12 protein-coding genes and 1 riboswitch are annotated in these 11,533 nt (G+C 41.1%); of the genes, 7 read left to right on the forward strand and 5 right to left on the reverse strand.

What is annotated here, in order from left to right:
* Positions 1–12: 12 nt before the first annotated feature.
* Positions 13–717: a DNA-3-methyladenine glycosylase I gene (locus AAEU30_RS15225; protein WP_421961209.1), complete on the reverse strand. Its 705-nt coding sequence runs from the start codon at positions 715–717 to the stop codon at positions 13–15.
* Between the two features lie 186 nt (positions 718–903).
* Positions 904–1,097, forward strand: a riboswitch (Lysine riboswitch).
* 134 nt (positions 1,098–1,231) lie between these two features.
* On the opposite strand from AAEU30_RS15225, the gene dapA reads away from it, so the two are divergent.
* From dapA to AAEU30_RS15250, 5 genes are all read left to right on the forward strand, one after another.
* Positions 1,232–2,116 carry a 4-hydroxy-tetrahydrodipicolinate synthase gene (gene dapA, locus AAEU30_RS15230; RefSeq protein ID WP_421961210.1) on the forward strand — a complete coding sequence of 295 codons (885 nt, stop codon included), beginning with the start codon at positions 1,232–1,234 and terminating at the stop codon, positions 2,114–2,116.
* Positions 2,117–2,131: 15 nt separating this feature from the next.
* Positions 2,132–2,872, forward strand: a complete 741-nt coding sequence (locus tag AAEU30_RS15235) for a 2,3,4,5-tetrahydropyridine-2,6-dicarboxylate N-succinyltransferase (protein ID WP_421961211.1) — start codon at positions 2,132–2,134, stop codon at positions 2,870–2,872.
* Positions 2,872–4,077: a PLP-dependent decarboxylase gene (locus tag AAEU30_RS15240; RefSeq protein WP_421961212.1), complete on the forward strand. Its 1,206-nt coding sequence runs from the start codon at positions 2,872–2,874 to the stop codon at positions 4,075–4,077. The genes AAEU30_RS15235 and AAEU30_RS15240 overlap by 1 nt, the downstream gene beginning before the upstream one ends.
* Before the next feature lie 5 nt (positions 4,078–4,082).
* Positions 4,083–5,204 (forward strand): succinylglutamate desuccinylase/aspartoacylase family protein, encoded by a 1,122-nt coding sequence (locus AAEU30_RS15245; RefSeq protein ID WP_421961213.1) that lies wholly within the window; start codon positions 4,083–4,085, stop codon positions 5,202–5,204.
* 227 nt (positions 5,205–5,431) lie between these two features.
* A complete protein-coding gene (locus AAEU30_RS15250; protein ID WP_421961214.1) occupies positions 5,432–6,472 on the forward strand; it encodes a phospholipase A in 1,041 nt (346 codons plus the stop codon).
* 69 nt (positions 6,473–6,541) lie between these two features.
* Here the strand turns inward: AAEU30_RS15250 and AAEU30_RS15255 are convergent, their stop codons facing one another.
* Positions 6,542–7,435 carry a bifunctional GNAT family N-acetyltransferase/hotdog fold thioesterase gene (locus AAEU30_RS15255; protein WP_421961215.1) on the reverse strand — a complete coding sequence of 298 codons (894 nt, stop codon included), beginning with the start codon at positions 7,433–7,435 and terminating at the stop codon, positions 6,542–6,544.
* Between the two features lie 195 nt (positions 7,436–7,630).
* Between AAEU30_RS15255 and AAEU30_RS15260 the strand changes: the two genes are divergently transcribed.
* Positions 7,631–8,320, forward strand: a complete 690-nt coding sequence (locus tag AAEU30_RS15260; protein ID WP_421961216.1) for a spermidine synthase — start codon at positions 7,631–7,633, stop codon at positions 8,318–8,320.
* A 16-nt stretch (positions 8,321–8,336) separates the two neighbouring features.
* Here AAEU30_RS15260 and dtd read toward each other — a convergent pair whose 3' ends face one another.
* From dtd to AAEU30_RS15275, 3 genes are read right to left on the reverse strand one after another with little or no spacing between them, the layout of a single operon-like run.
* On the reverse strand, positions 8,337–8,774 hold the full coding sequence (gene dtd / locus AAEU30_RS15265) for a D-aminoacyl-tRNA deacylase (RefSeq protein ID WP_421961217.1): 438 nt from the start codon (positions 8,772–8,774) through the stop codon (positions 8,337–8,339).
* A complete protein-coding gene (locus tag AAEU30_RS15270; RefSeq protein ID WP_421961218.1) occupies positions 8,762–9,715 on the reverse strand; it encodes an alpha/beta fold hydrolase in 954 nt (317 codons plus the stop codon). The genes dtd and AAEU30_RS15270 overlap by 13 nt, the downstream gene beginning before the upstream one ends.
* Before the next feature lie 34 nt (positions 9,716–9,749).
* The gene (locus tag AAEU30_RS15275) at positions 9,750–10,646 is read right to left on the reverse strand and encodes a virulence factor BrkB family protein (RefSeq protein WP_421961219.1); all 897 of its coding nucleotides are present in this window, start codon (positions 10,644–10,646) and stop codon (positions 9,750–9,752) included.
* An 87-nt stretch (positions 10,647–10,733) separates the two neighbouring features.
* Here AAEU30_RS15275 and AAEU30_RS15280 point away from each other — a divergent pair, with 87 nt between their 5' ends.
* Complete coding sequence (locus AAEU30_RS15280; RefSeq protein ID WP_421961220.1) at positions 10,734–11,390, forward strand: DUF2959 domain-containing protein; 657 nt, start codon at positions 10,734–10,736, stop codon at positions 11,388–11,390.
* Positions 11,391–11,533: the final 143 nt, after the last annotated feature.

An 11,533-nucleotide genomic window follows, 5' to 3' on the forward strand; every position in this document is an offset into this window, starting at 1 on the left:
TACCTTTCGCCGCTATTGCGGTTCAGTTGTTTGAATACCCACACGATTATCACCCACGCTGTAGGCTACAATTAAGCTAAGCTCCTGCAAGCTTAAGCCACTTTGTTTGTGCAATTCATTAAAAAATGCTTGAGCAGCAGTGAGGGATTTTTTAGTTTGTAAGCCACCGTCTATAATTTTATGCGCGCGCAAGTAGCTTTCTACATCGCGTGAAAGTAAAAACGTATCTTTACCCAGTGTGCGTAATGCATAAGGCCCAGTATTACCACCTAAACGTGCGCCGTGCTTTTTTAAATACGCCCACAAGCCAATTATGTCGTCTGTAGGCCAATTGGCAATAAACGCACTAAAGCTACCGTTCTCTTTAGCGACTTCATGGATCATATACGTATTTTCAGGAATCGTTTGTACTTTTTTAAAGTTACGAATAATACGTTCATCACTGGCTTTTTGTTCCAACATATCAGGTGGCATCATCAGTAGTTTTTCAACACTAAAATCCCAAAACACTTCCCTAAAGCCAGCCCACTTACTATTAATTACAGACCAATAAAAGCCACTTTGAAAAACCTTGCGGGTAAACTCTTCAAGCCAAGCATCATCGGGCAACTTTTTAAGCTGTGCCTGTGAAAGTGGCGCATGCAGCAATTGCGCTAACATCGCTTTACCGCCTTTTCGCTGTGCTGCTCGTTGATAAATATCCTGAAACTTTTCCATTGATTAACTACCCTTGCTTTGTCTATTTGCTAGTGTACGAAAAAAGCAGGTAATACGTAACCTTTCACCAACAAAGATCAATACATACTGACATAGTTAGCCTTGACACCTAGACGGCTAAAATGCTTTAATCACCGCCATTACCCCTATTTAAGGTGTGAGTTTTATAATTTAGAACTCACACTATGGGCTAGAAGAGGTGCGTTATTCAGGTAACGTATGTGAGGAGCACACACTCCAATGATCATACGTGAGGGGAATTAACGCCGAGAAGTAACTCTTTTTGTGAAGGGTTGTTTCGGGCGACTGGGTTGAATCCCAGCGACTGTCACCAACAACAGCAACGCTGTTGATAAGTTTGGTGGAGAGCTTCTGGTCTTAGTATAATAAGGCCCGTGCGCCTTATTATTTAAGCCCATTCGCTCTTCGAATTTTAATGTTCGAATGATGTTAATGCGGCGTATTTAAATTCTCCCTCATTTTACTCATCGAACACCTGATAAGTTCGTTGCAGATGAAAAACAACTTTAATTTAAACGACTACCCGTTATGGACCGCACTCGTCACGCCTTTTACTGATGCAGGCGAAGTCGATTATGCTGTACTTGAACAGCTGGTTGCACAACAGCAAGCCGCTAATAATGGTATTTTGTTACTTGGCAGTACGGGCGAAGGCCTAGCACTTAGCTTGAAAGAGCAACAAGCCATTGTTGAGCATGTATGTCAGTTAAAACCTAGCGTGCCATTAATGGTTGCCGTTGGCGGTATGAACCTAGCACAACAAATTGCGTGGGTAGAGTACTGTAATCAACTGCCTATTCACGGTTATTTACTGGGCTCACCACTGTATGCTAAACCGGGCATTGTGGGTCAAACTCACTGGTTTGAAAGTCTACTTAACGCAAGTAATCACCCTTGTATGCTTTATAACGTCCCTGGGCGCAGCGCAGTAGATATTCCACCCGCGGTTATTAGTAATTTGAAAGACCATAAAAATTTATGGGCGCTTAAAGAAGCCAGCGGCGACATTGCTAAGTTTGAAGGTTTTAGAACTGCCTCGCCAGAGTTAGCAATATTCAGTGGCGATGATGCCCTTATGCCTTACTTTGCTCAAGCAGGAGCAAAAGGTTTAGTTTCTGTAGCAGCTAATGCATGGCCAGAACAAACCCATGAGTTTGTTAAGCGCAGCCTCAGCGGTCAGCACCCAAATTTATTTGCTGATTGGTCACAAGCAATCCAAAGCTTGTTTGCCGTCGCGAACCCTATTCCCGTAAAAGTTTTGATGCATCTACAAGGGAGACTAAACAGCCCGTATTTGCGCCCACCATTAACTCACTTAGAGTTAACCCAAACAGATTGCATTAACAATGCAAATAACACCATTTTATCTTGGCATTAAACACAGGTTTTTATAATGAGCTGGTTAGAACTATTAAATAATTTAGAATCAGGCGCTGTTCGCGCTGCAACACAAGACGACAATGGCCAATGGCATGCAAACGTTGAAGTAAAACAAGGTATTTTAGAGGCGTTTAAAAACGGCACCAATACCGAATTTGCAGGCGGTTTTGTTGATAAGCACAACTTAGCACCGCAAGAGTTTACTGCCGAAAATGGCGTTCGTATGGTACCTGGTGGCTCAAGTGTTCGCCGTGGTGCTCACGTAGCTCAAGGCACGATTATCATGCCGCCAGCGTACGTAAACATTGGGGCTTTTATTGACGAAGGTACCATGGTTGATAGCCACGCTTTAGTTGGTTCGTGTGCACAAGTTGGTAAAAACGTGCATTTAAGTGCTGCTGTGCAATTAGGTGGCGTACTTGAGCCAATTGGTGCAAGCCCTGTTGTGGTAGAAGACGATGCATTCATCGGCGCAGGCTGCGTAATCGTTGAAGGGGTTGTTGTTAAAAAAGGTGCTGTACTTGCACCAGGCGTACGCTTATCAGCCACTATCCCTGTGTATGACTGCGTTAACGAGCGTCAACTTGATAAAGGTGAGCCAATTCCTGAATATGCCATTGTAATTCCAGGCTCTCGTCCGGCTTCTAATGAGTGGGCACGTGAGCAAGGTTTAAGCATGTCATGTGCGTTAATCGTAAAATACCGTGATGAACAAAGTGATGCGTCATTACTACTTGAAGAGGTTTTACGTTAATGACCTTTTTGAGCACGCCAGTTAAAGCCGCTATTGATGAGCTATCAACTAAACTTGATACACCATTTTTTGTTTACGACCTTGATTCACTCAATGCACACCTTAAGCGTTTAGTGGCACAAACCGAAGTGAAACTTTGGTATGCAGTTAAAGCCAATCCTCTGTCTAAAGTAATTCAAAGCTTAGATGGTGCTGGTTTTAACTTTGATGTGGCAAGTAAAGGCGAACTTGAGCAAGTACTTGCTCAAGGTATTAACAGTGAGCGCGTGCTCAACACTGGGCCTGCTAAAAGCCCAAAACAAATTAAACACTTTATTGAGCGCGGTGTACGTATTTTTGTCGCTGAAAGCCTTAATCAAGTGCGTTGGCTTAATGAACAAGCAATTGCCAAACAATGCACACTACAGGTTTTACTGCGAGTGCAATTACGCTGGCCTGAAGGTGAAAAAAACCCACTAGGGGGAGATAGTCTTACCCCATTTGGCTTAGGCTGCGATGAATGGCAAGCACTCAATACCCGTGACTACAGCACCCTTAACTTTGATGGCCTGCATATTTTCCAATGGGGCAATATGCTCAGTAGCGACAAACTCGCACAACTTTGGTCACAAATGGTCGCGCCATTACAACAGCTAGCAAACGATTTAAATATCAATCTAAAAGTACTCGATTTAGGCGGTGGCTTGGGCATTCCTTACACCCTTGATGCACCAACCTTAAGTTGGGATGCATTGATAGCCGCTCTTGCTAAAATTAAGCGTGACGCAGGCGTAGAAGAACTATGGATGGAGCTTGGTCGTTATGCCGTTGGCGAATGTGGTCATTATGCAACTCCTGTTGTCGAGCGCAAATTAAACTACGGACAACAACAAGTTATTCTTAGTGGTGGTATTAATCATTTATTGCGCCCAGCGGTTACGAGCCAAGATTTCCCTGCGCGATTACTCCGTGACTCAACAGCACCAAACCAAGCAATGAGCTTATATGGTCCATTATGTACTGCGCTTGATTGCTTAGGTGAGCATCAATTACCCAATGATTTAAACGAGCAGGACTGGCTCGCGTTTAGTCAATGCGGTGCTTATGGTTTTACTGAAAGTATGCCGTACTTCCTATGCCATGAACTAGCTGCAGAATATGTTTTACAAAATGGTGAATTAAGCTGTGTTCGTCAAGCAGAAGATGCCAGCCACTACTTAAGGTAATTGAGATGAGTAATACAACACCAATCAGCCAAGAAAACATCGTCGTAGGTGAAGTTGCAAATGGCTTACCGCTAACAATTCCGGTGTACCGTTTAAAAGGCGATGGCACCGGGCCAAGCGTGTATGTTCAAGCAAATATGCATGGCGCTGAAGTACAAGGCAACGCGGTCATTTATCAATTGCTCGAACAATTAAAGCAACTTAACTTAAAAGGCGATATCACTTTAGTGCCCTACGCCAATCCCATTGGTTGTAATCAAAAGTCAGGGGAGTTTACCCTTGGTCGCTTTGATCCCATTACTGGCACTAACTGGAACCGCATGTATCATTGTAACAGTGAGCTTGCGGCTAAATTTGCAGAGCAATACCGTGATGCCGATGATCAAACATTAAAAGCAGCTTTCAAAGCGGCTCTAATAGCCGACGTTGAGCAACAGCTATCAGGTCCTGCTTATCGCTTAACTACCGGTAAACGTATTGCACTTAATTTACAAAAGCTCGCACACCAAGCTGATATTGTGCTGGACTTACACACAGGCCCGATTTCTAGCCAGCATTTATACTGCCCTGACTACGCCAAACAAAGCGCTAGCTATTTTAATATTCCTCATGTACTGCTTATTCCAAATGATTTTGATGGCGCTATGGATGAAGCCAGCTTTTGTCCTTGGTGGCAATTAACTGAACAGTTAGCAAAGCAAGGCCGTGAATTTAACGTGCAAGTAGAAGCGTTTACTGTTGAGCTGGGTAGCCAAGAAAAAATCGATTTAAGCGCAGCACTGGATGACGCCAATAGCATTTTAAGCTACTTAAACTATAAGCACGTTTTTGTTGATGCCCCATTCCAACCAAAACAAATGAAACGCTACGGCTGTAACTTAGATGACTACTTTGCTTACTATGCCCCTATGGGCGGTATGGTTGAATATATTGCCCCGTTAGGCGGTCACATTAAAGCCGGTGAGCCGATTGCTAAAGTACTGCGAATGGAGTGCTACCTCAGTGAGCAGCCATTACAAACTCTAACACTTGATTGCAATGCAATCGCAATTTTGCACTTTGCCTCAGCAAGTGTGAATCAAGGTACTGAACTCTACAAATTCTTCACTAACGTATTTGAGCTTTAATTTAGAGCTCCCCCTTCTCATTGCGTGAGAGTAATATAAGTACAAAGTACTAATATTACATTGAATAAGCGACTAAGGTCGCTTTTTCTCTATTTTGATGATCAAAATAAGTAAATCTGTCGTACCATTAATGGTATTCATTGTAGTAGTTAAGTAAAAGTTCACGGTTACTAAGCTATAAAACTCTGTATACTTTTTTAACATGTACGTTTCTCAAAGGAATAATAATGACTTGGCGCAATGGGATCTTACTAACGACTTTGTTATCAACAAGTGTGTTAGCACAACAAGCTGACACTGAAAAGGCAAATGAGCAAAACAGCGACATTGAATTAGTTAAACAATGTATTTTGAATGAAGCGATTGCCGGCGATGGTGAACAAACGCTAGCTCAGCTACGAGAAAAGTGTTCTGCACTTGATGAAAGCAAACAAATTACAGCACTCGACAAGCGCAAAGCGCGTGAAGAAGTTAGCCAAAAAAACCGCAATGTAATTACTCCACACAAGCGTAATTACATATTGCCTTTATCTTATGTGTCAAATCCTAATGTTCGTCCATTTGATGGTCTAAACGAACTAGTTCAAGAAAGTGATGGTGAACCACTTGATAACCTTGAAGCAAAATACCAGTTATCAATTAAAGTTCCTATTTTCAATGATTTTGACGATAAAGATCAAGCCGTCTATTTTGGTTTTACTCTGCAATCTTTTTGGCAAATTTATAATAAAGATATATCCTCTCCTTTTCGTGAAACCAACTACGAACCAGAGATTTTTTGGGTAAATTATCTCGATCCTGACAATGTTCTCTGGGGTGATGAGATGGCGATTGCAATTGGTTTAGTACACCAATCAAATGGCCGTAGTCAACCAAACTCCCGTTCATGGAATCGTATTTATGCCGATTTTATTTGGGAGAATGAAGGCTTTGTATTTAGTTTCAAACCTTGGTATCGCATTCCTGAAGACGAAAAAGAAGATCCAATGCAAGCTGACGGTGACGACAACCCAGATATTTATAAATACATGGGCTATTTTGAATTTAGTGGCGCTTATCGCTACGAAGATCATGAATTTAGCTTTATGACTCGTAACAACTTAAATTCAGATAACCGTGGTGCAATTCAGCTAGATTGGTCCTTCCCGTTATGGGGACGACTACGAGGCTACGCTCAGTATTTTAATGGTTATGGCGAAAGCTTGATTGATTATAATGCAGATATTGAGCGTATTGGCGTGGGTATATTACTGACCGATTTACTCTAACATTTATAATTTCACACAGTAAAAAGCCAAGTAATACTTGGCTTTTTTAGTCTGATTTATACTACACATTTATTTTTTAACGATAAATGTACCTTCAAACTCGGCGACTAATGCCTCCCCATCATAGACTTCGACAGGCACTAAGTAGCTCGTTTTACCTTCTGTTTCGAGCTCGCTCAACTTACCTTTACAGCCACTTAAATCAACACTGCCGCGAGGGTCGTTATTAAGTGGTTTTAGGTACTTTATGTTTGCATCAGCTAACACAATATTACCTTCAAGGCCGGCTTCTTTAAGCGCCAAATACGTGGCGCCCCAACCCGTTAAAGTCGCTAAGCTATAAATAGAGCCTGCAAACATAGTGTTATGTAAGTTTAAGTTAGCATCTAAATCTGCGCTGGTTGTAAACTGCCAATCCGTGTAGCTTTCAACTTTAATACCCATCGCATCACTAATCGGAATAGATTCACGCCAAGTATTTTGCAGCACTTGAGTCCAATTTGGATGGCGGAACCAGCCTGGCTCAGATGGTTTTTGCTTGATCATTTTAAAATGCTGTACGTCATCGTATGCTAAATGTGCTTTTTCTTTTAACTCATAACCATGACGCTGATAAAACTCTAATGCGCGCTCACGAGCAAATAACACTAATTCATCTGCATCTTGAGTCCATGCAATTTTTTCAAGTTCGTGGAGTAATCGGCTGCCAATATGTTGATTACGGTTGCCCTCAGCAACCGCCATATAACGCACTTGTGCTTGCTGTTGGTTATTAAAGTGCAAACGCGCAACACCAAGTACTTCACCAGCCTTGTTTTTAATGAAACGGTGTTCGGCATCTTGTTCCAAATCATCTTGTTCAGAGCCTCTAGGCTGATCCCAAGGTGCGCGCAATACTTGCCAACGTAATTGATAATACGCTTGCCAATCTTCACTACTTTGCGGGGTAGTTACCTGAAACATACACTCTCCTGTCGTACAAATACCACGTTAATTGAATGCTAAGTGGTTAAATAAAACAATATGGTTCTTTATTATTGCAAACTACCATACGCTATCTTTTAAAAACTTGGAATACGACTTTGGTGAGCCTCTGTTTTTACTGTAAAATTTGCACAACAGACTGGCGCTTTATGTTGACTCGTCTAAGCTACTTATATGGAAAATTTAATTGCAGGCTCCGGCGCCGTAAAGCATAGCTTTATTGAAGACTGCCATCGCATCGGACAGCTTATATATTGGCATAAACATGGCTCTGACTGCATTCAAGTACGCCAGCATAAGCAATTTCGCTGGCTACTGATCAATGATACGTTGCAATCTGTGGTTGAAAAAAGCCGCCCGAGCCATCTATTATTTCCACATTTACAGTATTTAGCTTGTTTGTGGCAGCCTTTACCTGCGCCCAAAACAGTACTAGAACTTGGTCTAGGAGCAGGTGCAATCCGTAACTACCTACAGCATGTTTACCCTGATAGCCAACTTATGTCGGTCGAGAAAAACCCTAGCATTATTCATTGTTACAAACGCTTCTTTGGTGGTGATCATGCAACTAACTTACGTTGCTTTGACGCACAAGAAGTGTTAGAACAAGGCAAAGAATATAATTGGATCATCCTCGACTTATTTAGTCAGTTAGATGCTCCCGGATTTTTATATAAACACCTGTTTTATCAAAAAGTACGTAACGCACTATCAACTGACGGCTACTTATTTATTAATTTTCTTTCCGGCCATGAATCCCAACTTAAGCAACTTGAGCACTTATTGATTACAACATTTGGCAAAAGACCCAGCATAGAAAAAATTCCTGGGTATACCAATCACATTGTGATGCTTAAAAAGTAATAACCGCTTAAATTAATTAAACCGTTAAATTAAAAGTAACGGGCCCGTCATTACATAAACTTACTTGCATATCAGCAGCAAACTGCCCTGTAGCGACCTTTAAGCCTTTTTCTTTGGCTTGACTGACAAAGTATTCGTATAGCTCATTTGCTTGCTGTGGTGTAGCAGCAGATGAAAAACTTGGCCGCATGCCTTTTTTAGTATCAGCAGCAAGCGTAAATTGGGATACAACGAGTAATTCGCCTTGGATATCATTCAAGCTCAAATTCATTTTGTCGTTCTCATCACTAAAAATACGGTAATTACTCACCTTATGTAATAGCTTATCCACGGCTGCAGCATCGTCTTGCTTTTCAACACCGAGCAACAATAAAATACCTTGCTCTATTTGTCCTATCACTTGCCCATTAACTTCGACTTTAGCGTGCTTAACGCGTTGTATTAGCCCTTGCATTGATCCCTCGATAATTTGATATACATATGATCGGCTGCTCGCCGTACTGCTGATAAATATACCTGATTATCAACACCATGCCCAATTTCATCCAGCACTAATAACTGTGCATTAAGTTGCTTTGCAAGCTCTTGTATCGCACTAAAGCGACACACCAAATCATGTCGGCCATGAATAAACCAAATAGGCATGTGTGCCAACTTCTGACTATTATTTATTATAAACTGTTCTTCGATAAAGCACTGAGCGTTAAAAAAATGCACCATCAGCCGCGCCATATTTAAGCCATGTTGCGGACAACTTAGTGTCCACTCAGGACTGTGTCGGCCCTGCGATAAAACAGACTCCCATTGACACCATAGTTTTGCATAATGACTCGCACTAATCTGATCATCAACATTAAGTTGCTGCTGATAAAACGCAAGTATACTTTTAACGCTGGCTTGTTTTTGCGCAAATTGTTCATACAGCTCAGGGTAAAATTGCGCCCCCGCACCGTCAGCACCATATAACCATTGCATATCAGCACCTGTTGCTAGAAACGTGCCTCGTAATAATAAGCTAGCCACACGTTTATGATGCTTTATCGCGTAGAGTAAACAAATAGTCGCCCCCCAAGATGCGCCACAAAGCGACCATTTTTCTATCCCTAAAGATTGCCTTAAGTACTCTAAGTCAGCAATTAAATAATCCGTATTATTGGTCATTAACTGATGAGGTGATGATAAACCGCATCCACGTTGACTGTATAAAATAATACGATAACGGTTAGGGTCAAAAAAGCGGCAATTATCACTGTGTAGACCAAGCCCGGGCCCACCATGGCAAATAATAACTGGCAAACCTGAAGGCTCACCGTACTCTTGTATATGAAGCTGATGACCCTCACCCACGCTTAGATGAAAGTCATTATAAGGGGTAATACTTGGGTATAGCTGCATAACGCCAACTCCTGGCAATCAGTGGTGCAGCTATTTACTGTTTTAAGGCCTCTTCATCATCTAAGATATTATCTGGCGTATCTTCAATGTCATCCGGACTTACACATACAGTAAACTCTGCACCTAGTAATACCACTGTCCAAGAAAGGTAAACCCAAACAAACAAAATAGGGATTGTTGCCACCGCTCCATAAATTAATTCATAAGATGGAAAGTGACTAATATACAAAGCAAACCCTTTTTTGGTTAACTCAAACAAAACAGCTGCAAAAATAGCTCCAGGGATTGCCGCCTTAAATGGAACGCGTGTGTTTGGAACTAAAGTATAGAGCAAAATAAAGCCGGCCATTGAAATTATAAAGGGTAATAGTTTTATCAAAAAGCCACTAAAACCAGGAATGCCTTGATCTGCAAATGAAACTAAAGACACAATATACGAAGATATACCAATACTCGCCCCTAATAAAACGGGACCAAGTGTCAGAATCATCCAATATACAGATAAAGAAATCATCAAAGGACGTTTCTTCTTAATCCGCCAAATACGGTTAAGTGTCGCATCAACATTTTTCATCAATAAAAGCGCTATTGCTGCTAAAAAGCTAACCCCAACCGCAGTCATTTGGTTCGCATTACCAGCAAATGAGCTAATATGTTCTTTAATTACATCGGATGATGTTGGCACAAAGTTGGTAAATAAAAAGTTTTCAATCGCAATTCGCGTTTCTTCAAAACCAGGAAAAGCGGAAAAAATAGCAACCGCTACGGCGATTAATGGCACCAATGAAAGTAACGTAACATAAGCTAAATAACCAGCGTTAACAGTGATTTGATCATCAATACAACGATTAAAATACTGCATCCACCAGCCTGGTTGCTGACGTAAAAATGAGCCAGCCTGTTGCTTAAAATGTGCTACCTTTTCATTCATGGTTTAACTTTCTGCTAAAATTGTTTTGATTATCATAGCAATCCACCACATAATTTAAAAACTAAACGGGAATAAAAAGGGATCTCAATGAAAAACATTACTGCACTAAGCGCACCATTACTTGCACTTACAATGGCGCTATCAGGTTGCCAATCAGCATACTACTCTGCAATGGAATCCGTTGGCGTACATAAGCGTGACATCTTAGTTGACCGTGTTGAAGAAACAAAAGAGTCGCAAGAAGAGTCACAAGAAGAGTTTCAATCAGCGCTTGAGCGCCTAACAACGTTAATTGATTTTGACGGTGGTGATTTACAAACAGCTTACGAGCAACTTAACGACGACTACGAGTCTAGTCTAGCAGCCGCAAACGATGTAACAAACAACATAAACAAAGTAGAAGATGTTGCTGAGGCATTATTTGAAGAATGGGCTGATGAATTAGAGCAATATTCAAATGCTTCTTTAAAACGTGAAAGTAATAAGAAATTAACGTCGACTAAACGTGATTTTGATAAGCTGCTACGTTCTATGCGTAACGCCGAAAGCAAAATGGAACCTGTTTTATCCTCACTAAACGATAATGTTTTATATTTAAAGCATAACTTAAATGCTCAAGCTGTAAGTGCAATTCAAGGCGAATTCACCAACCTTAAACGCGACATTAAAGTGTTAATGGATGATATGAATAAATCAATTGCGGATTCTAACAAATTTATTGAGCAAATGAATAAAGCGGGATAAATCAACTCAGTGTTGGCGAGGGTAGTGTTCAAAAATCTGTGTCATTTCAGTAAACTGATAAAAACAGGAATGACACATGACAAATCAATTCAACTTCGAAGATGCAGTTAAGGCACTTCAAGCAGGTAAAAAACTTAATGGTA

Origin of the sequence: Pseudoalteromonas mucoides (assembly GCF_049257175.1) — a bacterium.
In the GTDB taxonomy this organism is placed as follows: Bacteria; Pseudomonadota; Gammaproteobacteria; order Enterobacterales; family Alteromonadaceae; genus Pseudoalteromonas.

What these genes read in the sequence shown, in the direction of transcription:
- dtd (WP_421961217.1), bottom strand. Translation starts at nt 8,774, where the DNA reads ATGCAAGGGCTAATACAACGCGTTAAGCACGCTAAAGTCGAAGTTAAT.
- AAEU30_RS15225 (WP_421961209.1), bottom strand. Translation starts at nt 717, where the DNA reads ATGGAAAAGTTTCAGGATATTTATCAACGAGCAGCACAGCGAAAAGGC.
- AAEU30_RS15255 (WP_421961215.1), bottom strand. Translation starts at nt 7,435, where the DNA reads ATGTTTCAGGTAACTACCCCGCAAAGTAGTGAAGATTGGCAAGCGTAT.
- AAEU30_RS15240 (WP_421961212.1), top strand. Translation starts at nt 2,872, where the DNA reads ATGACCTTTTTGAGCACGCCAGTTAAAGCCGCTATTGATGAGCTATCA.
- AAEU30_RS15245 (WP_421961213.1), top strand. Translation starts at nt 4,083, where the DNA reads ATGAGTAATACAACACCAATCAGCCAAGAAAACATCGTCGTAGGTGAA.
- AAEU30_RS15235 (WP_421961211.1), top strand. Translation starts at nt 2,132, where the DNA reads ATGAGCTGGTTAGAACTATTAAATAATTTAGAATCAGGCGCTGTTCGC.
- AAEU30_RS15250 (WP_421961214.1), top strand. Translation starts at nt 5,432, where the DNA reads ATGACTTGGCGCAATGGGATCTTACTAACGACTTTGTTATCAACAAGT.
- AAEU30_RS15275 (WP_421961219.1), bottom strand. Translation starts at nt 10,646, where the DNA reads ATGAATGAAAAGGTAGCACATTTTAAGCAACAGGCTGGCTCATTTTTA.
- AAEU30_RS15260 (WP_421961216.1), top strand. Translation starts at nt 7,631, where the DNA reads ATGGAAAATTTAATTGCAGGCTCCGGCGCCGTAAAGCATAGCTTTATT.
- AAEU30_RS15270 (WP_421961218.1), bottom strand. Translation starts at nt 9,715, where the DNA reads ATGCAGCTATACCCAAGTATTACCCCTTATAATGACTTTCATCTAAGC.
- AAEU30_RS15280 (WP_421961220.1), top strand. Translation starts at nt 10,734, where the DNA reads ATGAAAAACATTACTGCACTAAGCGCACCATTACTTGCACTTACAATG.
- dapA (WP_421961210.1), top strand. Translation starts at nt 1,232, where the DNA reads ATGAAAAACAACTTTAATTTAAACGACTACCCGTTATGGACCGCACTC.